26 protein-coding genes and 1 pseudogene are annotated in these 24,600 nt (G+C 63.6%); 11 read left to right on the top strand and 16 right to left on the bottom strand.

The annotated features are described in order from the left end of the window. Window positions 1-121: 121 nt before the first annotated feature. Window positions 122-1,036: pseudogene (locus HKD46_RS14600) on the bottom strand (phospholipase D-like domain-containing protein); the annotation flags it as partial. A 153-nt stretch (window positions 1,037-1,189) separates the two neighbouring features. On the opposite strand from HKD46_RS14600, the gene HKD46_RS14605 reads away from it, so the two are divergent. Continuing rightward, a complete protein-coding gene (locus HKD46_RS14605) occupies window positions 1,190-1,657 on the top strand; it encodes a DUF3105 domain-containing protein (RefSeq protein ID WP_151028651.1) in 468 nt (155 codons plus the stop codon). A gap of 109 nt (window positions 1,658-1,766) precedes the next feature. Beyond that, on the top strand, window positions 1,767-2,135 hold the full coding sequence (locus tag HKD46_RS14610) for a VOC family protein (RefSeq protein WP_042017439.1): 369 nt from the start codon (window positions 1,767-1,769) through the stop codon (window positions 2,133-2,135). Window positions 2,136-2,159: 24 nt separating this feature from the next. Here HKD46_RS14610 and HKD46_RS14615 read toward each other — a convergent pair whose 3' ends face one another. Both HKD46_RS14615 and gdhA read right to left on the bottom strand, forming a co-directional pair. Beyond that, complete coding sequence (locus HKD46_RS14615) at window positions 2,160-2,363, bottom strand: DUF3955 domain-containing protein (RefSeq protein WP_069652751.1); 204 nt, start codon at window positions 2,361-2,363, stop codon at window positions 2,160-2,162. 143 nt (window positions 2,364-2,506) lie between these two features. Beyond that, the gene (gene gdhA / locus HKD46_RS14620) at window positions 2,507-3,850 is read right to left on the bottom strand and encodes an NADP-specific glutamate dehydrogenase (protein ID WP_171865585.1); all 1,344 of its coding nucleotides are present in this window, start codon (window positions 3,848-3,850) and stop codon (window positions 2,507-2,509) included. Between the two features lie 571 nt (window positions 3,851-4,421). Between gdhA and rluF the strand changes: the two genes are divergently transcribed. Further along, entirely contained in the window at window positions 4,422-5,435 is a 1,014-nt protein-coding gene (gene rluF / locus HKD46_RS14625) for a 23S rRNA pseudouridine(2604) synthase RluF (protein WP_171865586.1), read from the top strand. Window positions 5,436-5,521: 86 nt separating this feature from the next. Here the strand turns inward: rluF and HKD46_RS14630 are convergent, their stop codons facing one another. Continuing rightward, window positions 5,522-6,754 carry an MFS transporter gene (locus tag HKD46_RS14630; protein WP_171865587.1) on the bottom strand — a complete coding sequence of 411 codons (1,233 nt, stop codon included), beginning with the start codon at window positions 6,752-6,754 and terminating at the stop codon, window positions 5,522-5,524. After that, window positions 6,747-7,256: a nucleoside deaminase gene (locus tag HKD46_RS14635; RefSeq protein WP_171865588.1), complete on the bottom strand. Its 510-nt coding sequence runs from the start codon at window positions 7,254-7,256 to the stop codon at window positions 6,747-6,749. Before HKD46_RS14635 ends, HKD46_RS14630 begins: the two co-directional genes overlap by 8 nt. A 115-nt stretch (window positions 7,257-7,371) precedes the next feature. On the opposite strand from HKD46_RS14635, the gene HKD46_RS14640 reads away from it, so the two are divergent. Next, complete coding sequence (locus HKD46_RS14640) at window positions 7,372-8,214, top strand: LysR family transcriptional regulator (protein WP_151028737.1); 843 nt, start codon at window positions 7,372-7,374, stop codon at window positions 8,212-8,214. Window positions 8,215-8,230: 16 nt separating this feature from the next. Here HKD46_RS14640 and HKD46_RS14645 read toward each other — a convergent pair whose 3' ends face one another. The 3 genes from HKD46_RS14645 to HKD46_RS14655 form a co-directional block, all read right to left on the bottom strand. Continuing rightward, window positions 8,231-8,698 carry a GyrI-like domain-containing protein gene (locus HKD46_RS14645; protein ID WP_171865589.1) on the bottom strand — a complete coding sequence of 156 codons (468 nt, stop codon included), beginning with the start codon at window positions 8,696-8,698 and terminating at the stop codon, window positions 8,231-8,233. Between the two features lie 20 nt (window positions 8,699-8,718). Continuing rightward, window positions 8,719-8,874 (bottom strand): pleiotropic regulatory protein RsmS, encoded by a 156-nt coding sequence (gene rsmS, locus HKD46_RS14650; protein WP_010674200.1) that lies wholly within the window; start codon window positions 8,872-8,874, stop codon window positions 8,719-8,721. Between the two features lie 84 nt (window positions 8,875-8,958). Next, the gene (locus tag HKD46_RS14655; protein ID WP_171865590.1) at window positions 8,959-9,426 is read right to left on the bottom strand and encodes an acyl-CoA thioesterase; all 468 of its coding nucleotides are present in this window, start codon (window positions 9,424-9,426) and stop codon (window positions 8,959-8,961) included. Window positions 9,427-9,599: 173 nt separating this feature from the next. On the opposite strand from HKD46_RS14655, the gene HKD46_RS14660 reads away from it, so the two are divergent. Both HKD46_RS14660 and HKD46_RS14665 read left to right on the top strand, forming a co-directional pair. Next, window positions 9,600-10,250, top strand: coding sequence for a tellurite resistance TerB family protein (locus tag HKD46_RS14660; RefSeq protein WP_171865591.1), 651 nt, complete (start codon window positions 9,600-9,602; stop codon window positions 10,248-10,250). A 160-nt stretch (window positions 10,251-10,410) separates the two neighbouring features. Next, complete coding sequence (locus HKD46_RS14665; RefSeq protein ID WP_171865592.1) at window positions 10,411-10,869, top strand: GNAT family N-acetyltransferase; 459 nt, start codon at window positions 10,411-10,413, stop codon at window positions 10,867-10,869. A 26-nt stretch (window positions 10,870-10,895) separates the two neighbouring features. Here the strand turns inward: HKD46_RS14665 and HKD46_RS14670 are convergent, their stop codons facing one another. After that, on the bottom strand, window positions 10,896-12,344 hold the full coding sequence (locus HKD46_RS14670) for a PLP-dependent aminotransferase family protein (RefSeq protein ID WP_171865593.1): 1,449 nt from the start codon (window positions 12,342-12,344) through the stop codon (window positions 10,896-10,898). 120 nt (window positions 12,345-12,464) lie between these two features. Here HKD46_RS14670 and HKD46_RS14675 point away from each other — a divergent pair, with 120 nt between their 5' ends. From HKD46_RS14675 to HKD46_RS14685, 3 genes are read left to right on the top strand one after another with little or no spacing between them, the layout of a single operon-like run. Beyond that, the gene (locus tag HKD46_RS14675) at window positions 12,465-14,036 is read left to right on the top strand and encodes a cytochrome ubiquinol oxidase subunit I (protein WP_171865594.1); all 1,572 of its coding nucleotides are present in this window, start codon (window positions 12,465-12,467) and stop codon (window positions 14,034-14,036) included. Then, window positions 14,036-15,163: a cytochrome d ubiquinol oxidase subunit II gene (gene cydB, locus HKD46_RS14680; RefSeq protein WP_042015906.1), complete on the top strand. Its 1,128-nt coding sequence runs from the start codon at window positions 14,036-14,038 to the stop codon at window positions 15,161-15,163. The genes HKD46_RS14675 and cydB overlap by 1 nt, the downstream gene beginning before the upstream one ends. A gap of 28 nt (window positions 15,164-15,191) precedes the next feature. Further along, complete coding sequence (locus HKD46_RS14685) at window positions 15,192-15,305, top strand: CydX/CbdX family cytochrome bd oxidase small subunit (RefSeq protein ID WP_010674207.1); 114 nt, start codon at window positions 15,192-15,194, stop codon at window positions 15,303-15,305. A 61-nt stretch (window positions 15,306-15,366) separates the two neighbouring features. Here the strand turns inward: HKD46_RS14685 and HKD46_RS14690 are convergent, their stop codons facing one another. The 5 genes from HKD46_RS14690 to HKD46_RS14710 all read right to left on the bottom strand — a co-directional run bounded on the left by HKD46_RS14690 (window position 15,367) and on the right by HKD46_RS14710 (window position 19,074). Next, window positions 15,367-16,536: an MFS transporter gene (locus HKD46_RS14690; RefSeq protein WP_113070459.1), complete on the bottom strand. Its 1,170-nt coding sequence runs from the start codon at window positions 16,534-16,536 to the stop codon at window positions 15,367-15,369. Between the two features lie 428 nt (window positions 16,537-16,964). Next, on the bottom strand, window positions 16,965-17,768 hold the full coding sequence (dkgB, locus tag HKD46_RS14695) for a 2,5-didehydrogluconate reductase DkgB (protein WP_171865595.1): 804 nt from the start codon (window positions 17,766-17,768) through the stop codon (window positions 16,965-16,967). Window positions 17,769-17,858: 90 nt separating this feature from the next. Further along, window positions 17,859-18,149, bottom strand: a complete 291-nt coding sequence (locus HKD46_RS14700) for a putative quinol monooxygenase (protein ID WP_124245331.1) — start codon at window positions 18,147-18,149, stop codon at window positions 17,859-17,861. 153 nt (window positions 18,150-18,302) lie between these two features. Then, window positions 18,303-18,668: a VOC family protein gene (locus HKD46_RS14705; protein WP_124245332.1), complete on the bottom strand. Its 366-nt coding sequence runs from the start codon at window positions 18,666-18,668 to the stop codon at window positions 18,303-18,305. A gap of 31 nt (window positions 18,669-18,699) precedes the next feature. Further along, entirely contained in the window at window positions 18,700-19,074 is a 375-nt protein-coding gene (locus tag HKD46_RS14710; RefSeq protein WP_124245333.1) for a DUF6404 family protein, read from the bottom strand. A gap of 168 nt (window positions 19,075-19,242) precedes the next feature. Here HKD46_RS14710 and HKD46_RS14715 point away from each other — a divergent pair, with 168 nt between their 5' ends. Beyond that, on the top strand, window positions 19,243-20,145 hold the full coding sequence (locus HKD46_RS14715) for a LysR substrate-binding domain-containing protein (protein WP_052815814.1): 903 nt from the start codon (window positions 19,243-19,245) through the stop codon (window positions 20,143-20,145). A 181-nt stretch (window positions 20,146-20,326) separates the two neighbouring features. Here the strand turns inward: HKD46_RS14715 and glpK are convergent, their stop codons facing one another. After that, window positions 20,327-21,829: a glycerol kinase GlpK gene (gene glpK, locus HKD46_RS14720; RefSeq protein WP_010674229.1), complete on the bottom strand. Its 1,503-nt coding sequence runs from the start codon at window positions 21,827-21,829 to the stop codon at window positions 20,327-20,329. Window positions 21,830-21,883: 54 nt separating this feature from the next. Next, complete coding sequence (locus tag HKD46_RS14725) at window positions 21,884-22,732, bottom strand: MIP/aquaporin family protein (RefSeq protein ID WP_039038615.1); 849 nt, start codon at window positions 22,730-22,732, stop codon at window positions 21,884-21,886. 489 nt (window positions 22,733-23,221) lie between these two features. Here HKD46_RS14725 and glpT point away from each other — a divergent pair, with 489 nt between their 5' ends. Beyond that, the gene (gene glpT, locus HKD46_RS14730; protein WP_010674232.1) at window positions 23,222-24,577 is read left to right on the top strand and encodes a glycerol-3-phosphate transporter; all 1,356 of its coding nucleotides are present in this window, start codon (window positions 23,222-23,224) and stop codon (window positions 24,575-24,577) included. Window positions 24,578-24,600: the final 23 nt, after the last annotated feature.

Consider the following 24,600-nt stretch of genomic DNA (forward strand, 5'->3'; position numbering starts at 1 on the left):
ACGATTAAAAAGTGTGAAGGCGATCCTGACTATAAAGTTAACTGCATATCACAGGCCTATAAGTATTTGTTTTGTAGGCAAAAAACTATTTTTAATTTTTAACAAAATGTTCACGATCTCGCCCTGGGGCCTCTTGCAGTGCATGCTGCAATTTTGTACGGCTTTCGAGCTTGCCATCAAACAGCTCAAAATCATCGGATTCCCAATAGGTTTCAAAGGTACTCAGGGATTTCTCGATAATATGAGGGATCTCTTGCGAGGTGATTTTTAGGTTCCACTCCAAGCCGCTGGTGAGGGCAGAGTGAGAGAGATTGGAGGAACCTATATAGCCGGTATGAAAGCCGGTATTTCGGCAAAAGAGATAGCTCTTGGCATGCAACCGCTCGCGCTGGGTGTTATAGCTGAGTTTGACTTCGGTATTTGGGAGGCTGGCTAAAAATTCAACTGCCTTGGCGTCGGTCGCCCCCATATATGAGGTAGTAATTACTTTTAATTGGCGGCCGCTGCGAGTGAACTCTTCCAGCTCATGACGGAAAATACGGATACCTGCCCACTTGATAAATGAGACCAGCCAGCAGATGCTATCTGCCGATAATATCTCCCGTTTAATCTCTGACTCCATCGACAAACCCGCATTGCTGCCGCAGAACAGCTCACTTTGCGTTAGACCGGTCAGAGGAAAAATATCTTCGGCATATTGCTTTAAATTGGCAGAGATGGGGTTATCCAACTGGTACAGAGCGGTCAGAATTTTTCCCTGACTGTCGATAAGGTTCTCGCCAATAAAGTCTGGGTCTTGTATGCGATCTTTTAGCCAAAGCAATAACTGGTTAGCCAGCTCAATCTGCCGTTGTAATGGGTCATCGCCAGTGACCGAGCCTACTGCATATTCCAACACACGAGTTAGGAATCGTGATAACCAGACTGCGGCCTCCGCAGACTCCAGTTGTCGTTCCCCGATGTAGAAATGCGATCGATCTAGTCTTGATGCCAACAGTTGTGTGATGAGTTGTTCATAAATACCACATTGCTGCATGGTGACTGACCTTGAATCTTGTGCATAGAGGGAGTAGGCAGGGTATCATTTTTTTTAGCTAAATCAGTAAGCTGTTATCTAATTTTGACCATTTGAAGATCTATCTAGCCATGGGTGGCGAAGATAGAGAAGGCGAACCACAGGGAGGTGGTGATGGATCCAATTTCTTATCTTTTTTCGGCTTATCTCAATCTGGTGCAGCAACAGGTGACGGATATCTATGGCACCGAGCTAAAAACGCTGGTAGTGCCCTATGAGGGGGAGCAGGTTCCCTTCTCTTTCCAGCTCTGGCAGATAAAACAGCAAAGTGTCTGCCGTCCCTACGAGCAAGATGTGCGGCGCTTCAGTCAGTGCACGGTCAAGGCGCAGGCACTGTTTGGCAAACTGTGCGATGACCTGACACGGCAAGACGACAGCAGTTGGCAGCTTCCCAAGTACCGCACCATGTACTGCTCGGCCGCCATCGGCTATCGCCCCATGATCGCGGAGATCGCCGATGCCCAGCAGAGCCCGGGTAAGCTCGCGGAGCGGGCCTGCAATCAGGCCATTCTGGCGGCCATGGGGAGCGATGACGAAACCCTGCTGGCCCAGCGTGACAAGGCGTGTGCCGCCATGCGTTAAGGTATTTCCCTAGTTAAAATAAGTGGTTAGCCACCTGTGCACCATGCCACAGTTTCTATTGAGGCGGGTGGGTATGATGGTGCGGCAATCACCACCACAGGGAGAGACCATGATCAGCCATATCGACCATCTGGTATTGACGGTCAGCGACATTGAGCGGGCGGTGGCGTTTTACAGCGGCGCCTTCAAGATGGAGCCCATCACCTTCGGGGCCGGGCGCCGGGCCCTGCGCTTTGGCAACCAGAAGATCAATCTGCAGTTGCTGGGGGAGGAGGCGCGCAACCGGGCGCAGGTGGGGTCGGGGGATCTCTGCCTCATCACCCGCTGGCCCCTGGATCAGGTGATGGCCCAACTGGCGAGCCAAGGAGTCGAGATAGTGGAGGGGCCTGTGATGAAAAGCGGTGCCTGTGGTCCCATCGAATCGGTCTATTGCCTGGACCCGGATCGGAACCTCATCGAGATCAGCCGCTATTGCTGAGTTCCTGGCACCTTGCGGTTTGTGTCATTGCTCCCTGGTGCGCCCCTTGCGCAGCAGAGGGATCACGGTGAGCACCATGCCGGTGAAGAGCAGCAGATAGCCCAGGGGCAGCAGGGCAAAGGGCTCGTGCAGGAAGCCCTGGGCATCGAGGGTGGAGCCCAGCAGGTTGAATGCCAGGAAGCAGCCGAGCCCGGCCAGGATCAGCAGGGCACCTATTTTCATCGTCATCTTGTTATCCTCGTCAGCGAGATGGAACGGATGGGAGCTTTTCATGCCTGGGTGAAGAGAGTGTGAAGTCGAACCAGGCACAAAACACAACGGCAGCTCGAGGGCTGCCGTTGTGTTGAGGGGGAAGCCCCGGGCCAAGGCGCTCAGCAGACCCCTTGCGCCAGCATGGCGTCGGCCACCTTGACGAAGCCGGCAATATTGGCGCCGCTTTCGTAGTTCACATGGTCAGCATCCTGACCGTAACGGACACAGGTGGCATGGATGCTGGTCATGATCCCCTTGAGGCGGGCGTCCACCTCTTCCCGGGTCCAGGAGAGGCGCTGGGCATTCTGGCTCATCTCGAGGCCCGAGGTGGCAACCCCGCCGGCGTTGGCCGCCTTGCCCGGGGCGAACAGCACCTTTGCTTCGTGGAAGAGACGGATGGCGGCGGCGCTGGAGGGCATGTTGGCCCCCTCGGCCACCAACTGCACGCCGTTGGCAATAAGCTGCGCCGCATCTTCGGCATCCAGCTCGTTCTGGGTGGCGCAGGGGAGGGCGACGTCGGTCGCCAGGTGCCAGGGGGTACGGCCGCTGAAGAACTCGAGCCCGAGTTCATGGGCGTAATCGGCGACCCGCTTGCGCTGCTCGTTTTTAAGCGCCATCAGACGGGCCAGCTTCTCGGGGGTGAAGCCGTCCGGATCATAGACGGTGCCGCCGGAGTCGGAGGCGGTGATGACGCGGGCGCCGAGGGCCATCGCCTTCTCGATGGCGTATTGGGCCACGTTGCCCGAGCCCGACACCGAGACCCGCAGGCCATCGAGGGACTGGCCGCGATGGGCCAGCATGGCGTCGACAAAGTAGAGCAGGCCGTAGCCGGTGGCTTCCGGACGAATGAGGCTGCCGCCAAAGGAGAGTCCCTTGCCGGTGAAGACGCACTCGGCGCTGTTGGTGAGCTTCTTCATCATGCCCGCCATGTAGCTCACCTCGCGCCCGCCCACCCCGATGTCGCCCGCCGGCACGTCGGTGTTGGCCCCCAGGTGGCGATAGAGCTCCAGCATCAGGGCCTGGCAGAAGCGCATCACTTCTCCTTCGCTCTTGCCCTTGGGATCGAAATCGCTGCCCCCCTTGCCGCCGCCCATGGGCAGGGTGGTGAGGGCGTTCTTGAAGGTCTGCTCGAAGGCGAGGAATTTCAGCACCGAGAGATCCACCGAGGGGTGGAAGCGCATGCCGCCCTTGAAGGGGCCGATGGCGGAGCTGTGCTGCACCCGGTAGCCGCGGTTCACCTGCACCCGGCCCTGGTCATCCACCCAGCTCACCCGAAACTGCACCAGGCGCTCGGGCTCCACCAGTCGCTCCAGCAGGCCGTGTTGCAGGTAGCGGGGGTGGCGCTCCACATAGGGCCAGATGGAGGCGATCACCTCGCTCACGGCCTGGATGAACTCGGGCTGGTGAGGGTTGCGGCTGGCGACCTGGGCCAGGAAGGCCTCCTGGGAGAGGGAATGACTCATCTTTAACTCCTGTCGTGAATGATGAAAGTGGCGTCCTGCCAGAGAGGGGATCATGCCCGTCTTCAGGGTTCGCGGGGCTCAAGGGGCCCGTTGTTGCGCCCCGATGGGGGTGTCATTTCCCGTCGTCGGCGGGTCAGAGCAGATAATTCGCGATGACCAAAATCTTTTTATGCATTTTTGCTGGATAAATATCAAGCGTTAGATCATCTGGCTATCTGCCGAAGGCCGCACCCTATCTTCGGCGGTGGGGGCCCGGCCCATGAAGTGAGCACCATGAAGTGAAAAGAGGCGGGGAGTGCGCGGTGCAGCCCAATCAGGGCCGCGGCGTCACCGCACGCTGGATAATGGGGGGCCTGCTGCTGCATCAGGGGCAGCACCCCCTGTGAGCCAGCGGCCAGGGTGCGACGGGGCCGGGCGCGGGCCCGTGCAATGTGCTACTGTAGCGGCGTTTTTTGCCGAACATGCAGGGCGCAGGCCCTTATTTCATGGAGTTGTATGCAGACGAACCCGACCACAGCGCGGCTGATCCAGCCAGCCATTCTCAAGGCCCATCCGACCCGGGAGGTGACCCATGCTGGCCGATGAATCCATGCGCCTGAACAAATACATCAGCGAGAGCGGCATCTGCTCCCGTCGTGAGGCCGATCGTTTCATCGAGCAGGGCAACGTCTTCATCAACGGCAAGCGGGCCGGGGTGGGGGATCAGGTGTTTGCCGGGGATCTGGTCAAGGTCAACGGTCAGGTGATCGAGCCGCGCGAAGCCGACAGCCTGGTCTTCATCGCCCTCAACAAGCCGGTGGGCATCGTCAGCACCACGGAGGCGGGGGAGAAGAACAACATCGTCGACTTCGTCAACCACAGCACCCGCATCTTCCCCATAGGGCGACTCGACAAGGACTCCCAGGGGCTCATCTTCCTCACCAACCACGGGGATCTGGTGAACAAGATCCTGCGGGCGGGCAACGATCACGAGAAAGAGTACCTGGTGACCGTGGACAAGCCGGTGACCGACGAGTTCGTCCGGGGCATGGCGGCCGGGGTGCCCATCCTCGGCGCCGTCACCAAGAAGTGCAAGGTGAAGCGAGAGGCCCCCTTCGTGTTTCGCATCACCCTGGTGCAGGGGCTCAACCGCCAGATCCGCCGCATGTGCGAGCACTTCGGCTTCGAGGTGACCAAGCTCGAGCGCATCCGCATCATGAACGTCAGCCTCAAGGGGCTGCCGGTGGGGGAGTGGCGCGATCTCACCGACGACGAGCTGATCGAGCTGTTCAAGCTGATTGAGGACTCCTCCTCCGAGGCGAAACCGGCCAAGGGGGCTCAGGTTGCCAAGCCCAAGGCGGCTGCGGCCGGCACCCCGGCCCATGGCAAGAAGCCGCGGCGCAGCGACGATCACGAGATTGGCGGGCGGCCCAATGTGCCGGGTCCCGAGGCGTTCGAGAAGAAGAGCCCCACAGGTAAGGGCGGGGCGGGCAAAGGGGCTGCCAGCAAAGGGGCAGCAGGTAAAAGCGCGCCCGGCAAGGGGGGCAAACCCGCCCCGGGCAAACCGCGGCCAGGGCAGGGCGGGCGCCAGAAGAAGGGGCGCTGAGCGCCAGGCCTTCCCGCACCCTGATGCACAACACCGGCCAAGGCCGGTGTTGTGCTTTCTGGCCCCCAAGGCCGGTGCTCGCCGGATCAGGCAGGCTTGTGGCCTGCCGTCTGCACAGCCATGGCCTGCGCCGGGGACAGACCCATGGCCCTTGGGTAGTGGCGCGGGTTGAGACGCACCACCAGCAGGCTCATCAGGACCAGGGCGCCGAGTTGCCACTGCCAGGCGGCGGCGAAGTCACCGCTTGCATGGTGCAGGCGGGCCGCCACCCAGGGGCCGGTAGCCGCCACCATGAAGCCGACCCCCTGCATCAGGGCGCAGAGGGCGCCCGCCCGGCGTGGGTCGGGCAGGTGATCCAGCGCAATCACCATGATGAGGGAGAAGCTCCCCCCAAGCCCGGCGCCGCACAGCAAGCACCAGAGCAGGGGGGCTGTCTGGGGAGCGAGCCAGAGGCCGCCAAAGCCCGCCAGCTGCATGGTGATGGCCAGCGCCATCCAGGGGCGGCGGTCCAGCCGACCGGCTGCCAGCAGGGGCAGGCCAAGGCCGCTCGCGGTCTGGGCCAGGGCGAGCCAGGCCACCAGCTCGCCCCCTTGCTGGGCGCTCCAGCCCGCCGCCATGTAGGCCGGGGCCAGCCAGGCCACGACGATGCCGTAGCCGCTGTTGATGATGCCAAAACAGGCGATGAGCAGCCAGGTGCGGGGCAGGGGGAGCAGCCGCTGCTCCCCGGTGGGGGCGGGCGTGCTGGCCGGGGCGGGCAGGGGCACCCGCCAGGCCAGCCAGCCGAGGGCCAGCAGCACCGGCAGGCCCCAGAGCGCCAGCGCCCGAGACCAGTCCAGATACTCGGCAAGGCGCGGGGTGATCACGGCCCCGAGCGCCCCGCCCCCCATCATGCAGGCGGAGAAGATCCCCATCACCAGGGGCACCTTTTGGGCGAACCCCTCCTTGATGAGGCCGGGCAGCACCCCCTGCACCAGGGCCGAGCCCAGCCCGCACAGGGCGGCGCTGGCGATGAGCAGGGCGCCGCTCGCCAGATCGACGCGCAGGGCGCTGCCAAGGGCGAGCAGCAGCAGTGCCGTCCCGAGCAGGGGGCGCGGGCCCGTGCGACCCAGGAGCGCCGGGGTGAGCAGCACGCCGACCCCGATAAGCCAGAGGGGCAGCAGGGTGACCCAGGCCAGGGTATCCACCCCCAGGGCCAGCCTCGCGTCGATGCGAGGGGCCAGGGGGCCGATGGCGGTGAGGAAGGGGCGCAGGTTGAGGGCGATGAGGATCACCAGCACCAGCAAGGCGCCGCTGCCCGGGGGGAGGCGGCGCTTATGCATGGGGCAGGGGACCGTAGAGGGTTTCGGCCGCGATGGGGCTCGCCAGCTTGATGAGGGGCAGGGGCGGCGGGCACAGGGGCAGTCGCAGGGCCGCGTAGGCCGCGCGGCTGTCATAGCCGAAGGAGGCGGCATCGTCGTTGTCAAAGGCGTAGTAGACCGCCTGGATGCCGTTCATCACCAGGGCCGACAGGCACATGGGGCAGGGGTGCCCGCTGGCATAGACGATGGCCCCGGCCAGCGGCCCCTGGCGACTCCCTTCCCGCAGCGCTTCCAGCTCCGCGTGACGGGTGGGGTCCCCCGCCTCCAGCATGCGGTTGACGGCGCTCGCCACCAGCCGGTTCTCCCTCACCAGCAGGGCGGCGAAGGGGCGCCCCCCTTGCTGGCGATGGGTCAGGGCCAGGTGCAGGGCCTGCTCCAGCCACTCCTGATGGCTGGGGGCCGAGGCGGCGGTGAGGGAGTTGAGGAGGCGGGCACCGGACTGGGAAGGGGGTGGCATGGTCATATCCTGGCAAAAAGGGGGAGGACAGCAGCCTAGAGGGTCGCCGCATCATTTGGAAATTAAATGATAAAATGACTTCCAGTGGTTTTATAAATGGAGATTGCCCATGGAGCGCCCCCTGCTGGACCCCCAATTGCTGCGGAGCTTCGTCGCCATCGTCGAAACCGGCAGCTTTACCCGCGCCGCCGAGCGTATCCACCTCACCCAGTCCACCCTGAGCCAGCAGATGCGCCGCCTGGAGCAGCAGCTGGGCTGCACCCTGCTCGACCGATCCGGTCGCCAGGTGGTGACCACGGCCCAGGGGGAGACCCTGCTCGGGCTGGCGCGCCGCATCCTGGGGCTGTTGGCCCGGGCGGGGGAGCGGGTGAGCGAGGCGAGCCACCCCCTGCGCCTCGGGGTGCCGGAGGATTTTGCCGCGGGGGCCATGACCCCGGTGCTGGCCGCCTTCGCCCGCGCGCACCCGCAGGTGCGGCTGGAGGTACAAAGCGATCTCAGCCATGCCCTGTGGCAGGCATTCGAAGGGGGAGAGCTGGATCTGGCCCTCATCAAGCAGGGGCGCGGCCAGGGGGAGCCCATCGCCCGCTGGCGCGAGCCCCTGGCCTGGGTTGACAGCCGGGAGTGGCCCGCCGCCGGGCGCGACCCCCTGCCTCTGGTGGTGTTTCCAAGCGAGGGGCTCTACCGGCGCCAGATGACCGACGCCCTGGATGCCGAGGGGATCCCCTGGCGCATCGCCTACGTGAGCGGCAGTCTCGCCAGCCTGCAAGGGGCGGTGAGCGCGGGGATCGGGGTCAGCCTGCTGCCGGCGCGCCTGCTGCAACCGGATCAGGTGGTGCTGGCTCACTGGCCTGCGGTGCGCTCGGTGGAGCTGGCCCTGCACCAGGGGCCGGGCACGAGCGAGCCCCTCGCCCGGTTGGGGGAGGCGCTGATCGCGCTCTGTGACGAGGTGATGGGGCCGAGGTAGCCCGGGCGGTCAGGGGTCAGGCCAGGGCCTGTTTTGGTACCACGGCGAGCCAGATTTCCACTTCGCCGCTGCCGGTGGCGGCGTCAAAGCGGGCGCCGTAGCGCTCGAAATCCGGCTGCTGGGCAGATTGATAGTCCGATTGCGCGAGCCACGCCAGGGCCTGGCGCCAGGTGTGCGGCAGGGTCGTGACATGCCCCTGATGCAAGAAGATGGCGTAGGTCTGGGGGGCGATGCGCATGCGGCCAAGCCCGGGAGGCAGCACCTCCAGGGCGGCGACCTCCACCCCGCAGAGGTATTCGCAGTGGGTGTCGGTGGCGGCGCAGATGACGCCATAGGCGTGCTCACCGAGTTGCCCCGGCAGGGGAAGCAGGGTGCTGAGGTCGCGCCACTGGCCGGCGAAGTCCCCCTGCTCGAAGGGGTGGTGACGGCGCAGCCCCCCGAGGAGCATGGCGCGGCCTTGTTCGATGCGAATGGGGGCTGACATGGTGCCTCCTGCGGGGGCGCTCAGGCCTCCCGACCTTCCTCGAGCTTGCGCTCATAATCCCGGCGAACGATGGCGAGTGCCGCCAGGGCCAGCGCGGGGGCGATGTGGTTGGTTTCCAGCAGTTCAATCAGATCCACCGCGAGCTGGACCTCGGGGGGGGCATTTTCCAGAGACATCTTGGGTTCTCAAGGGCAAGGGTGGTCGCCATTATAGCGCCCGGCGGCGCGAAGACACGCCCCGGCAGCCCGGGGCGGGACAGGTCACATGTGCTGGCGCATCTCCTTGTCCAGCTCCTCGCGCAGGGCCATCAGCTTTTTGGCGTACTGCTGCAACTGCAGATCGCTCTCGCTCACCGGCTGCCACTGGGGCACCGGAGTGGGTTTGCCATGCTCGTCCATGGCCACGAAGATGATGATGCAGTGGGTGGTCTTGCGCCGCTCCGGGTCGGTGGGGTGGCGGCTGTAGACATCCACCGTCAGGTGCATGCTGGTGGTGCCGGTGTGGATCACCTTGGCGTGCACCTCAACCAGTTGGCCTATCTGGATGGGGCGCAAGAAGCGGATGCCCCCCACATAGACGGTGACGGCATAGCCGCCACACCAGCCGGCGGCGCAGGCGTAGCCGGCCTGGTCAATCCACTTCATCACCATGCCGCCATGGACTTTGCCGCCAAAGTTGACGTCGGCGGGTTCGGCGAGAAATTGCAGGGTCAGTTCACGGGCGCTCATGGTACTTCCTTATGTCGAGGCAAGGGGGGACTCCTTGGCTGTCCCCCGGGGACAATAGCAGTGGGCGGGGCCGACACTGATCCAACCAGCGCCTCTTCTTGTCTGCGCCGTCATTCACCTTGAGTTCAGCGCAGGCGGCCCAGCATGACCCATCACGCGAGCGAGGAGGCCCCATGAAACAGATGCTGGAGCAATTGATGGGAGCTGGCAAGGGCTGGCTCAACGACGGTGGTGACATGCGCAAGGCCCAGATGAAGGGCATGGCGCAGGGGGGATTGGCCGCCGGGGCCATGGCGCTGCTGCTTGGCAACAAGAAGATGCGCAAATATGGCACCAAGGTGGCGGCGGTGGGGGGGGCGGCAGCCCTCGGGGGGCTGGCCTACAAACTCTATCAGGACTGGCAGACCCAGCAGTCCACCCCGGCCCAGCCGACCCAGCCCCTGGACACCCTGGAGGGCAAGGCCCTGGATGCCCGCGCCAACCTGCTGGTGCGCGCCATGGTGGCGGCAGCCCGGGCCGACGGCCACATCGATGCCGCCGAGCGCCAGAAGATCCAGGAGTACCTGACCGAACAGGGGGAGCGGGATGCGGCCCGCTGGATTGACGCCGAGCTCTCCCGTCCCCTCGACCCCCATGTCCTGGCGCGAGAAGTGACCGACATGGAGCTGGCGACCGAGGTCTACCTCGCCTCTCTCCTCACCATCGAGGTGGATCACTTCATGGAGCGCGGCTATCTGGACGAGCTGGCGCGGGCCTTGAAGCTGGATGACAACCTCAAGGGGAGCATAGAGCGCCAGGTGGCCCAACTGGGGGCGCCGGGCTGAGCCCGCATTGCCATCAGGATTGTCCACAAGGCCCCGTCATGGGGCCTTGTCGTTGCCGGGGGGCTGTTGATTGTCGTGACGAGCCGATAAGATGCGGGTTCCAAAGGGTGACCGCCGAGCCTCTTTCCTCGCTGGCGACCCTCACTGCAAGGAGCATCAGGTGGACATTCGCAAGGCAACTGAACAGGATATCGACGCTATTTTGGCCCTGAACCGGCAGATAGGTCAGCTCCACTTCGAGCAGGTGCCCGAGGTGTTCTGCCCCCCGTCCCCGGAAGACAGGGCCTTCTTGCTCGGCGCCATTGCCGACGAGGCGCGTCTTTTCTGCGTGGCGGTGGTGGCGGGAGAGGTGGCGGGCTTTCTCACCGCCCGCATCGACCTCAACGAGAGCGTCCCCTTTCTCAGCAAGCTGCCCGTCTGCCGCATCACGACCGTGGTGGTGGATGAGGGGCTGCGCTCCCGGGGCATCGGCCGGGCGCTGATCGCCCACGGGGACCAGTGGGGCAAGGCACGGGGCGCAAGCCAGCTGCGCCTGGAGGTGATGGCTTTCAACGAGCGGGCCAGGGCCCTCTACGAGCAACTGGGCTTCAAGGCCCAGTCACAGACCATGGCCAGGTAAGGCGCATTCGCTTGCAAAAGGGCCCGTTACGGGCCCTTGTCGTGTGAGGCGTCAGGGGGGCTCTGCCAGGTTTCCCGTTGCCGGGCGATGAGGTCCGCAAGCCGGTTGAGCGCCGCGTCTAGCTGCGGGCTCCAGGGATGGGAGCTGTTGAGGCGCAGGCAGTGGTTGTGCTGGCCCTGGCTGGAGAAGAGGGCCCCGGGGGCGATGGAGACCCCCTGTTCGATGGCGCTGGCATAGAGCGCCCGGCCATCGAGGCGGGCGTCAAATTCGAGCCAGAGAAAGTAGCCCCCATCCGGGGAGGAGATACGCGCCTCGGGAAAGAGGCGCATCAGGGCTGCCCGCATCTGCTGCTGGCGCTGGGCCAGGGTGTGGCGCAGGCGGCGAAAGTGGGCGTCCACCCCGCCCTGGCGCAACATGTCGGCCAGCGCCAGCTGACTGGGCACATTGGTCGAGAGCGTCGACATCAGTTGCAGCCGCTGGATGCGCTCGGCGTGGCGCTTCGCCACCACCCAGCCGACCCGAAAGCCGGGCGCCAGACACTTGGTCCAGGAGCCGCACAGCAGGCTCTCTCCCCGCGCATCCCAATGGGTGATGGGCCTTGGCCGCTCGCGCCCGACATAGAGCTCCGCATAGACGTCATCCTCCACCAGGGGGACCTGATGGCGGTTGAGCAGCGCCATCAGCGCCTGCTTGTGCTCATTGGGCATGGTGTGGCCGAGGGGGTGCTGCACATTGCCCATCAGCCAGCACGCCTTGACGGGGCGCTGGGCGAGGGCCTCCTCCAGCAGGGCGAGATCGATCCCCACCCCGGGGATCACCGGGATCTCCACCACCTTGAGCTTGAGCCGCTCGATGGCCTGCAGGGCGCCGTAGAAGGTGGGGGACTCCACCACCACCCAGTCGCCGGGCTCGGTCAGCACCTGAAGACTGAGGGAGAGCGCCTCCATGGCCCCCGTGGTGATGATGATCTGCTGGGGATCCACCGCCATCCCCTCGCCGGCGTAGCGCCGGGCGATGGCGCGGCGCAGTGCCTCGTTGCCGGGGGGCAGATCTGCCACCGTGCTGAAGGGATCGAGGCGGCGCATGCAACTGCCGAGGGCCCGACCGAGCTGGGGGTGGGGGAAGAGGGTCGGGTCCGCCACCGCCATGCCAAGGGGCACCAGCTCCCGTGACTTGCTCGCCTGCAGCACCTCGAACACCAGATCGTTGATGTCCACCGAGCCGCTGTAGCGGGCCTGCTGGGGCTGGCTCTCCCGCCGGGCCGTGCTCGCGGCCTTGACGTAGTAGCCGGACTGGGGCCGCGCCAGGATGAGGCCCCGGCTTTCGAGCAACTGATAGGCCTGGAGTACCGTCATGGGGCTGAGGCCGTGGGTCTTGCAGCTCTGGCGGATGGAGGGGATGCGCTCCCCCGGCTGCCAGAGGCCGCTCGTGATCTGCTGTTGCAGCTGGTCTGCCAACTGGCCGTAGCGGGACATGGTGGGCCCAAACTGTTATAGGTGTTTTTCACTATAACTGCATCTGTTATAGGTGTCATGGACCATGGTGTACTTGGCGGGCGAAAACCTGTCCGTTAAATGCAACATAGAGAGTCATGCATGATAAGCCTGGATGATGTGGTCAGCCTCTCCCGAATACAGTTCGGGGCGACGGCGATGTTCCACTTTCTGTTTGTGCCCCTCACCCTGGGGCTGTCCTGGATCCTGGTGATCGCCGAGTCGGCCTACGTGATGACCGGCAAGGTGATCTACAAGGACATCACCCGTTTCTGGGGCAAGCTGTTTGGCATCAACTTCGTGATGGGGGTGACCACCGGGATCACCCTGGAGTTCCAGTTCGGGACCAACTGGGCCTATTACTCCCACTATGTCGGCGATATCTTCGGCACGCCGCTGGCGGTGGAGGGGCTGATGGCCTTCTTCCTCGAGTCTACATTGGTGGGCCTTTTCTTCTTCGGCTGGGACAAGCTCTCCCGCGGTCAGCACCTGCTGGTGACCATGCTGGTGGCGCTCGGCTCCAACCTCTCCGCCCTCTGGATCCTCATCGCCAACGGCTGGATGCAAAACCCGGTCGGCGCCGAGTTCAACCCCATGACCATGCGCATGGAGCTGGTGGACGTGGCCGCGGTCATCTTCAACCCGGTGGCCCAGGTCAAGTTCGTCCACACGGTGGCGGCAGGCTATGTGGCGGCCTCCCTGTTCGTGATGGGGGTGAGCAGCTGGTATCTGCTGCGCGGCATGGAGGTGCGCTTCGCCCTGCGATCCTTTGCCATCGCCTCGGGCTTTGGCCTCGCGGCCATCCTCTCGGTCATCGTGCTCGGGGACGAGTCGGGCTATCGCTCGGGGGAGGTGCAGAAGGTCAAGCTCGCCGCCATCGAGGCGGAGTGGGAGACGGAGCCCGCCCCGGCTTCCTTCACCCTGTTCGGCCTGCCGGATCAGCGTGCCGAGACCACCCACGCGGCCATCAAGATCCCCTATCTGATGGGCATCATCGCCACCCGCTCCCTGGATGAGCAGGTGACGGGCCTCAAAGATCTGAAAGCGCAGCACGAGGCGCGCATTCGCAGCGGCATGCTGGCCCACGAGGCGCTCGAAGCGATGCGGGCAGATGGCAGCAACCAGGCGGCCCGCGCCACCTTCGAGCGCCACCGCAGCGATCTGGGCTACGGCCTCTTGCTCACCCCCTATGCCAAGCAGATTGGCAAGGCGGACGAGGGGGCCATCGCCAAGGCGGTGGAGGACTCCATCCCCCAAGTGGCGCCGCTGTTCTGGAGCTTTCGCCTGATGGTGGGCATCGGCGTGGCGCTGCTGGCGCTCTTTGCCGCCGCCTTCCTGCAACTGTGCCGGGGCAGGCTGGTGCAATCCCCGCGGCTGCTCAGGGCCCTGCTCTGGTCTATTCCGCTACCCTGGATTGCCATCGAGGCGGGCTGGTTCGTGGCGGAGTTCGGTCGCCAGCCCTGGACCATCAGCGACGTGCTGCCGGTGTCGGCCTCCGTCTCCCTGCTGCAACCGGGGCAGCTCTGGTTCAGCCTCATCGCCATCTTCCTCATCTACAGCAGCCTGCTGGTGGTGGAGTTGTTCTTGTTGCGTCATGTGATCCGCAAAGGGCCTGCCAGCCTGCAGACGGGTCGTTATCAAGGTGAAGTGTTGCAAAACGGGAGTCCTGCCTGATGGATTACGAAACCCTGAAAGTGATCTGGTGGGGGCTGGTGCTCTTCCTGCTGGTCGGCTTCGTGGTGATGGATGGCTTCGATCTCGGGGTCGGCATGCTGCTGCCCGTGGTCGGCAAGACGGATGACGAGCGGAGGGTGCTGCTCAACAGCGTAGGGCCGGTGTGGGAGGGCAACCAGGTGTGGCTCATCGCCGGTGCCGGCACCCTGTTTGCCGCCTGGCCCCTGGTCTATGCCGCCGCCTTCTCGGCGCTTTACGTGCCCTTCATGTTCCTGCTGTTCGGCCTCTTTTTGCGCCCGGTGGGCTTTGACTATCGCAGCAAGCTGCCGGACCCGGTCTGGCGCCGCTGGTGGGACCGCGCCCTGGTGGTGGGCGGTCTGCTGCCGACCCTGGTGTTTGGTGCCACCCTTGGCCTCGTGCTGCAAGGGCTGCCGTTTCGCTTCGATGCGGCCCTTCGCATCCACTATGGCGCCTTTGCGTTCCACTGGCCGCTGCTGTTGACCGCCATGGGGACGGCGCTGGCGCTGCTCTTGCTGCACGGTGCCAGCTTCCTGCAGTGCAAGACCCAGGGGGCCATAGCAGCGCGCAGCGCCCGCCTCGCCCTCTGGCTCGGCCCCCTGGCGAGCGCCCTCTTTGCCCTTGGCGGCGTCTGGCTTGGAGAGATGGCGGGGTATCGCATCACGGCCATCGGCGATCTCAACGGCGCCCTCACTCCGCTGATGAAAGAGGTGGTGGCGGTGCCGGCGGGCTGGCTTGGCAACTTTGTCGCCCATCCGGTGCTCTGGGCCGTGCCTGTGCTCGGGCTCCTGCTGCCCCTGGTGTGCGCGCTGGCAAGCCGCCTCGGCAAGTCCGGGCTGGCGCTCGTTGCCAGCGGCGGTGCCTGCGCCGCCATGATGCTGACCGTGGCCATCGCGCTCTTCCCCTTCGTGCTGCCCTCGTCCCTGGATCCGGCCAGCAGCCTGACCCTGTGGGACAGCACCTCCAGCGAGCGCACCCTGCTTATCATGCTGGGGATCGTCGGGGTACTGATGCCGGTCAACATCGGCTACACCCTCTGGGTCTACCGGGTGGTGCGCGGCAGGGTCAGCGCCGAGCAGGTGCGCCAGCACGGCCACAGCCTTTACTAATCCGCTTCAACACAAGGATCAATGCGATATGTGGTATTTCACCTGGTTGCTGGGGCTGGGGTTCGCCTTGCTCTGCGGGCTGGTCAACCTGCTCTGGCTGGAGGCGCGCTGGGCTGCCGATGAGGATCTCAAGGAGCCCTGAGCCTCGCATCTTGCCCATGAAAAAGGCCGACACAGGGTGTCGGCCTTTTGCTTGCCCGGGGTCAGGCAAGGGCGGCGCGGCGCTCGCCCGCTTCGCTGACATGGGTGAGGCCGTAGGCCAGCAGCACGATGAGGGCGCCAATCCAGGGTGTGTGCATCAGGCCGAGGTGCTCCACCACGAAACCGCCGACCACGGAGCCCAGCGCAATGCCGACGTTGAAGGCGGCGATGTTGAGGCCGGAGGCCACATCCACGGCATTGGGGGTGTGGCGCTCGGCCTGTTTCACCACCAGTACCTGAAGACCCGGCACGTTGCCAAAGGCGAAGGCGCCCCACACCAGCACGGTCAGTACCGCCAGCACCGGGTGCGGTGCGGTGAAGGTGAGCACCAGCAGCACCAGGGCGAGCCCGGCGAACAGCAGCTTGAGAGCGGGCAATGGGCCCATCCGGTCGGCGAGCTTGCCGCCCCAGATATTGCCGACGGCGACCGATACCCCGTACACCAGCAGAATGAGGCTGACCGCGCCGGCGCTAAAGCCGCTCACCTGTTGCAGGATGGGGGCGAGGAAGGTAAACGCCGTGAAGGCACCGCCGTAACCGAGCGCCGTCTTGGCGTAGACCAGCAGCAAGGGCTTCCTGGTGAGCACCGAGAGCTGCTCGCGAACGCTGGAGGCGGCCCCCTTCGGCAGGTTCCCCGGTACCAGCAGCATGCTGCCCACCATGGCGACGAGGCCGAGCAGGCTCACCACCAGGAAGGTTTCGCGCCAGCCAAAGACCTGACCAATCCAGGTGCCAAGTGGGACGCCGGTCACCAGGGCGACCGTGAGGCCGCTGAACATGATGGCGATGGCGCTGGCCGCCTTCTCTTTGGCCACGAGACCCGTGGCGATGGTGCTGCCTACCGAGAAGAAGACCCCGTGGGCCAGCCCGGTGAGGATGCGGGCCACAATCAGGCTCTCGTACCCGGGGGCCTGCCAGGCCAGCAGGTTGCCGACAGTGAAGAGGGCCATCAGTCCCACCAGCAGCCACTTGCGCGGCAGCTTGCCGGTGAGGGCCGTGAGCACGGGGGCGCCGATGGCCACCCCAAGGGCATAGAGGCTGACCAGCAGGCCCGCCGAGGGGAGCGAGACATTGAGCTGCTCAGCGATGGTGGGGATGAGCCCCACGATCACGAATTCGGTGGTGCCTATAGCAAAGGCACTTAAGGTGAGGGCAAATAACGCCAGTGGCATAACAACTCCTTGGATTGGGACTCCCGACGGGAGAATGGCGCCAGTATGCCGAGGGTGTTTGTTGGTAAAAATGACGGCAACGTCAAATTACTTTTGCCAAATCAGCAGCAATGGGGCCGTGGAAGTGGGAGTGGCCGAGGCAACTGCGGCAAGAGCGGCCGTAGCGCGCGAGGTGGGTGCAGAGACAACGCGCACGGCGGCAACCCGTGCAGAGCGAGCCGGGACAGAGAGAAAAGAGGAAAGAGAAATGAGGTAAGAGGTAAAGGATTGAGGGAAGGTGTTGGAGGAGGACTCGGGCGGCGGTGACGCGCGGTATTGGGGACAAAAAAAGCGGGAGGCATTGTGCCTCCCGCTGGTGCTGAAGAATGTCATTGAGCCTTATTTGCTCCCTTCTCCCCTGGCGGGAGAAGGGCTGGGGATGAGGGGGATCAATCCCAATCCGGCGCAAAGTCCGGGTTGGCGCAGCGCTCACCCCGATCCAGGGTGGCAATCTGCGCCATCTCGTCGCTGCTGAGCCGTACCTTCAGCGCAGCCAGGTTGGCGGCCAGATTCTCCCGCTTGGTAGAGCTCGGGATCACCGTCATGCCCTGGGCCAGCAGCCAGGCTAGCGACACCTGGGCTGCCGAGACGCCGTGGCGCTGGCCGATCTCCATCAAGAGCGGCTCGGCGAGCACCTTGCCATAGGCGAGTGGCATATAGGCGGTGATGGCGATGCCGTGGGCCTGGCAGAATTCGACCACCTTGCGGTTTTGCAGCAGCGGGTGGATCTCCACCTGCTGGTGGGCGATGGCGCCCGGCCCCAAAATCTCGATGGCCTGTTTAAGCTGGGCCACGGTGAAGTTGGAGACCCCGATCTCCCGGGTCAGGCCCCGGGCTTTGGCCTCGGCGAGTTGCTCCAGATAGACCGCCATCGGCACCTCATCCTGGGGGGAGGGCCAGTGAATGAGCGCCAGATCCAGATAGTCGGTGCCGAGTTTTTCCAGGCTCACCTCCAGGCTCGGGATCACCTTGCCCGGACCGAACTCGCTGGTCCACACCTTGGTGGTCAGGTAGATATCCTGGCGGGGCACGCCACTCTCGCTCATCAACTGGCCGACTTCGGCCTCGTTGTCATAGATCTGGGCGGTGTCGATATGGCGGTAGCCAAGTTCCAGCCCCTGGAGCAGGGAGTCGCGAAGGGGCTGATCTTTCAGGCGGAAGGTTCCAAGACCCAGGTTGGGCATCTTCATCATCAAATTCCTCAGGTTAGTGTTTCTACGCTCAATGCTTTGTCTGTTTGCCGGGCCTGCGGTGCAGATCCGGCGGGGAGGGCGCCGGCAGCCTCAGACCCTGTGATAGCGGCGCACCAGGCTGCTGGCAAACCACTCCTGAGTGTCGGCCACGAAGGCGAGAAAATGGGGCTGCTGCTGGTGGGCGAGCAGGGCGGCTTCACTCTCCCACTCCTCGTACAGCATCCAGCTATGGGGGCTCTCCAGGCTCTGGTGCAACTGGTAGCAAAGGCACCCCGGCTCTTGCAGGGTAGCGGCGATCAGCGGCTCGAGGGCGGCGCGAAACTGGGCGGCGAATTCGGGTTTGGCGTCAAGCTGGGCAATCACAATCAGGGGGGATGGCATCTGAACCTCCTCGTTAAGACGGGAGTCAGTATGCCCGCCCCAGACTGGGGGATACAGGGCAGCAGTCGCAAAACACTATTGAGGTGAGTGCAGCAATGTGGCCTCCCCATGGCTGGTCGTGGTGCAGGTGGGCCAGGGGAGGGCGGAGTATTATCAGGCGCTGGCCGGTTCGGACCAGACCGCAAATTCATTGCCGCTGGGCTCGACAAAGTGAAAGCGGCGGCCACCGGGAAAATCGAACAGGGGGCGCACTATGATGCCCCCTGCGCCGGCTACCTTGCTCTGGGTCGCCTCGATATCGGCGCTGTAGAACACCAGGAGCGCCCCGCCCTGAGCACTCTGGCTGCACAGTTCGGTGCGGTAGAAGCCGCCATCCAGCCCTTCCCCTTCGAAGGCGCAATAATCGGGGCCGTAGTCGGCAAACTGCCAGCCAAAGGCGGCGGTGAAGAAGGCCTTGGTGGCGGCAAGATCCCTGGCCGCAAACTCCACATAGTTCAGTTTTTCATGGGCCCTGGTCATGGGCTCTCCTTGTCGGTGATTATTTCGGTTGTCAGCGTTTTTGCGTGCGGATCGTTGAGTGCGGCAAGGCGTCCCAGGGGGTCAGCTTGAGCCGCTTGCGCCGAAACCAGAACCAGGTCCCCATCAGCAGACCGAGCCCGATGCCAAACAGCAGGCTCTGGCGCAGGGCAAACCCCGGGCTCACCTCATCCTGCCAGCCGAGGCACCACATCAACACCCCCCAGATAGCGCCGATGGGGAGTCCCAGGGCAAGAACGTTGATCATAAAGCGTTCGTAGTGGGGCGGCCTGATGGTGAACCCCGCCTTTCGCAGCAGCCAGATGATCGGCGGGTTGTAGTTGAGCGTTTGCACGCCCTTCTCGGCCAGCTCCCGATGGGCGGCGGCCAATCTGTTGTCGAATGTCATGGATCGTCCCTGTCATAGTGTGGCGCCATACGGTGCCGGTTGGCGGCATTGTACTGGCAAGGGCGCAGATAAAACAGGTGGTGCGTCACGATACGAAGCGACGCCTGTCTTGCCAACTCCCGGCCATTGCACCTATAAAGGCCCATTACTCTTGCCAGGATGACAACAATGAAGACCCATTCCGATGAATTGACCCTGTTTGTGGCGGTGGTGGAGGCGGGCAGCTTTCGCCAGGCGGCGGAGAATCTCGGCATGGATAATTCCGTGGTGAGCCGCGGCATCAAGCGCCTCGAAGAGAAGCTCGCCACCGTGCTCCTCAACCGCACCACGAGGCGGGTCAGCCTGACCGAGGAGGGGAGCTGGTTCTATCAGCGGGCGGTGAAGATCCTGACCGAGATGAGCGAGGCGGAAGGGTTGCTGCTGATGCGCCGGGAGCAGCCGGAGGGCATATTGCGGGTGGACGCCGCCACCCCCTTCATCCTGCATAGATTGGTGCCCATCATCGGCGAGTTTCGCCGCCGCTACCCCGCCATCGAGCTGCAACTGCACAGCTCCGAGGGCTTCATCAACCTGATGGAGCGGCGGGTGGACATGGCCATTCGCATCGGCGAGCTGACGGACTCCTCCCTGCGGGCCCTGCCCCTTGGCCGCTCGCGGCTGCGGCTGCTGGCCTCCCCCGGCTATCTGAAGGCACGCGGTACCCCGCGCCAGCCGGCTGACTTGCTGGCGGGCCACGAGCTGCTCGGTTTTTTGCACCCCGATCACCTCAATCATTGGCCCCTATTGAGCGAGGAGCAGGGGGACAGGTTCGCCATCACCCCGACCCTGCGGGCCAGCAGCGGGGAAACCTTGCGTCAGCTGGCGCTGGCGGGGCAGGGGATCGTCTGCCTGTCGGACTTCATGACAGGGGATGACAGGGCGAGCGGGGCGCTGGTGGAGGTGCTGGCCCGCAGCAACAGCGGCGCCTCGCGCCCCATCCATGCGGTCTTCTACTCCGATGCCCAGCGGGACATCCGGCTGCGGGTCTGGCTCGATTTCCTGAAAGAGCAGCTCGGTGCTGAGGCGTTGTAGAGGGCATGTCGACAGTTCCAACCCCCTCCACGAGGGGGAGGGGTCATTTTCTCCCACCCCTTGGCAAGGGAAGGGTTGGGGTCGGGGGCGGTCAGAACAGTCGTGCTCGCCAATAAAAAGAGGCCGACATCGCTGTCGGCCTCTTTGCTTTTTTCATCTCAAGGACGCGTCGGTTACCCCATCACTCCTCTTCGGCCCAGCGGCGTGAACGTTCCACCGCCTTCTTCCAGCCGCTGTAGCGCTTGGCGCGATCGTCACGGTCCATCTGCGGAATGAACTCGCGGTCCACGCTGAACTTGTCTTCCAGCTCTTCAGAGCTCTTCCAGAAGCCGACGGCGAGGCCGGCCAGGAAGGCGGCGCCCATGGCGGTGGTCTCGATGCGGGTCGGACGCACCACAGGGGTGTGCATCATGTCAGCCTGGAACTGCATCAGGAAGTCGTTGGCCACGGCGCCGCCATCCACCTTCAGGGCTGCCAGCTTGATGCCGGAGTCCTGCTGCATGGCATCCAGCACGTCGCGGCTCTGGTAGGCGATGGATTCCAGCGCAGCGCGGATGATGTGGTTGCGGTTGGCGCCACGGGTCAGGCCGACCATGGTGCCGCGAGCATACGGATCCCAGTAGGGGGCGCCCAGACCGACGAAGGCCGGTACCAGGTAGACGCCGTTGGTGTCACCCACCTTGGAGGCGAAGTAGTCGGTATCGCGGGCATCGTGAATGATCTTCAGCTCGTCACGCAGCCACTGGATGGTGGCGCCACCCATAAATACCGCCCCTTCCAGTGCGTAGTTCACTTCCCCTTTCGGGCCGATGGCGACCGTGGTCAGCAGGCCGTTGCTGGAGCGAACCGGCTCGGTGCCGGTGTTCATCAGCATGAAGCAGCCGGTACCGTAGGTGTTCTTGGCCATCCCTTTTTCGAAGCAGAGCTGGCCGAACAGGGCGGACTGCTGGTCACCGGCGATACCGGCGATGGGGATGCGGGCGCCGCCGCCACGGGTGGTGTAGCCATAGACCTCGGAGGAGGGTTTGACTTGCGGCAGCATGGAGGCGGGGATGCCCAGCTCGTCCAGCATGCGCTCATCCCACTTCAGGTCGCGGATGTTGTAGAGCATGGTGCGCGAGGCGTTGGTCGGGTCGGTGACATGCACCTCGCCGTTGGTCATCTTCCACACCAGCCAGGTGTCGATGGTGCCGAACAGCAGCTCGCCGTTCATTGCCTTCTCCCGGGCACCTTCCACGTTGTCCAGGATCCACTTCACCTTGGTACCGGAGAAGTAGGCATCCAGCACCAGGCCGGTGTTTTCACGCACGTACTCTTCAAGGCCGCGGGCCTTGAGCTCTTCACAGATGGCGGCGGTGCGGCGGCACTGCCAGACGATGGCGTTGTAGATGGGCTTGCCGGTGGCCTTTTCCCAGACGACGGTGGTTTCACGCTGGTTGGTGATGCCGATGGCGGCGATCTGCTCGCTGTGCAGGCCGCTCTTGGCCAGCACTTCGGTGAAGACGGAGGACTGAGTCGCCCAGATCTCCATGGGGTCGTGCTCGACCCAGCCCGCTTTCGGGTAGTGCTGGGTGAATTCGCGCTGGGAGGTCGCGACGATGTTGGCGTCCTGATCGAAGACAATGGCACGGGAGGAGGTGGTGCCCTGGTCCAGCGCAACGACAAATTTCTTTTCAGCAGACATGATGTTCTCCACGTTTTTATTTTCCACGTTGTTACACGTTGGGGAGGGCCGCTCTCAGGCGGCGGCCTCTTCTTTGTTAGACAGCTTGGCGGCTTCTTCGGTGGCGACGCGGTTGCCCGGGACGCAGGGAGCCAGCACTTTCACATACAGGGCGGTACCGATCTGGGCGCCGACGATGGGGCCAAGGATGGGGACCCAGAAGTAGGGGTTGTCACGACCACCGGTCAGGGCCACGTCACCCCAGCCAGCCACGAAGGCGAACAGTTTGGGGCCGAAATCACGGGCCGGGTTCATGGCAAAGCCGGTCAAGGGGCCGAGGGAGGCGCCGATCACCGCGATCAGGATACCGATGAGCAGGGCGGCGGCGAAGCCTTTGGGGGCGCCGTTGTTGTTGTCACCCAGTGCCATGATGCCCAGCATCAGGACGGCGGTGATCACCATCTCGACCGCGAAAGCCTGCATGTTGGAGAGCAGGGCATTGGGGTAGGTGGAGAAGATGCCTGCGGTGCCGAGGCTCTCGACGCTGCCGCGCACCACGTTGTGGGTCAGCTCCCACTGGGTGAACAGGTTGCTGTAGAGGGCGTAGACCAGGGCGGCGGAGGCGAATGCCCCGGCTATCTGGGCGATGATGAAGGGCACCACCTTGCGCTTGTCAAAGCCGCAGAAGGTCATCAGCGCCAGGGTCACGGCAGGGTTGAGGTGGGCACCGGAGATGCCACCGGTGACATAGATGGCGATGGCGACACCCAGGCCCCAGGTAATGGAGATTTCCCATTGCCCGAAGTTGGCGCCAGCCAGCACCAGGGCAGCCACGCAGCCGACGCCGAAGAAGATCAGCAGGCCGGTGCCGATAAACTCGGCGAGGCACTCGCCAAGCAGGGTATTGGGTCTTTGTATGCTCATAGTTGTTATTCCTTATATCCACCCACAGTAGGTTTGATGTTCCGTTTTGTTATCTTTCATTCCCATTCATTGCGCCCGAAAACGTTTCTTCTTGTTTTTTGAGCTTGCGCAAACGTTATGCTCGTTTGCGCTCGTTCTTGGACGAGAGAGAAAATAAACCTTCTGCGTCAATTCACCATACCCCTGCCACCGGAAATGTGGGCAAGATCCCATTCATTGCTAAGAAAATGTGACGAAAAGCAACAGTTGTCGGCCATATTACTCCTTAGTGAGTAGCCAAAAGCCACGCCATGCGTGGGCTGACCCTGGATGCGCGTTCACTCACTGCGTCACAATTTTTGTAATAAAACTGCAATAATTTAGCGCTCATCACAGATTAAATGTTCACAAATGAGCACAATAGGCTCGCTTGCGAATCAAGACGCGTCTGATCGCGGCATGAGCGGGGCGTCCTCAACCGCCCAGAACAACAATAAAAGGAAGCAGAACATGCTTAGTCTCTTCAGGCCTGCACCCCATATTGACCGGCTGCCGGCCGACAAGGTGGATCCCTTCTACAAACGCATGCGTTGGCAGGTGTTCTTCGGGATCTTCTTCGGGTATGCGGGTTACTACCTGGTACGGAAAAACTTCAGTCTGGCGATGCCCTACCTCATCGAGCAAGGCTTCTCCCGCGGGGATCTGGGTCTGGCCCTCTCCGGCGTCTCCATCGCCTACGGTCTCTCCAAATTCCTGATGGGGAACGTGTCGGACAGATCCAACGCGCGCTACTTCCTCTCCGCCGGTCTGCTGCTCTCGGCAGGCATCATGTTCATGATGGGGACCATGCACTGGGCTACCTCCAGCATTGGCATCATGTTCGTGCTCCTGTTCCTGAACGGCTGGGCACAGGGCATGGGCTGGCCCCCCTGCGGCCGTACCATGGTGCACTGGTGGTCGCAGAAGGAGCGGGGTGAGATCGTCTCGGTCTGGAACGTGGCCCACAACGTGGGCGGCGGCATGATAGGCCCCCTGTTCATCCTCGGCATGGGCTGGTTCAACGACTGGCGCAGCGCCTTCTATGTGCCTGCGGCGGCGGCGGCGGCCATCGCGGTGATCGCCTTCTTCGTGATGCGCGATACCCCGCAATCGGTCGGTCTGCCCCCCATCGAGGAGTACAAGAACGACTACCCGAAGGATTACAACGAAAGCCACGAGCAGGAGTTCTCCGCCAAGGAGATCTTCATGAAGTACGTGCTGCACAACAAGCTGCTCTGGTACATCGCCATCGCCAACGCCTTCGTCTACCTCATCCGTTACGGCGTGCTGGACTGGGCGCCCACCTATCTGAAAGAGGCCAAGGACTTCAGCGTGGATCACTCCTCCTGGGCCTACTTCCTCTATGAGTGGGCGGGGATCCCGGGCACCCTGCTGTGCGGCTGGATCTCCGACAAGATGTTCAACGGCCGCCGTGCCCCGGCAGGCATCCTGTTCATGGTGCTGGTGACCCTCTCCGTGCTGGTCTACTGGTTCAACCCGGCGGGCAACCCGACCATCGACATGATGGCCCTGGTCGCCATCGGCTTCCTCATCTATGGCCCCGTCATGCTGATCGGCCTCTACGCCCTGGAGCTGGCGCCCAAGAAGGCGGCCGGTACCGCGGCGGGCTTCACCGGCCTGTTCGGTTATCTGGGTGGCGCGGTCGCGGCCAACGCCATGCTGGGCTACACCGTTGACCACTTCGGCTGGGACGGCGGCTTCATGGTGCTCACCGTCTCCTGCGTGCTCTCCATCATCCTGCTGGCCATGACCCTCAAGCACGAGAACGAGTCGATTGCCGCCAAGGCGGCTGCCCATAAGGCATAAAACGTGATCCTGCCCTTATCGAT

This window comes from Aeromonas sp. TW 6, from assembly GCF_013168745.1.
In the GTDB taxonomy this organism is placed as follows: domain Bacteria; phylum Pseudomonadota; class Gammaproteobacteria; order Enterobacterales; family Aeromonadaceae; genus Aeromonas; species Aeromonas caviae.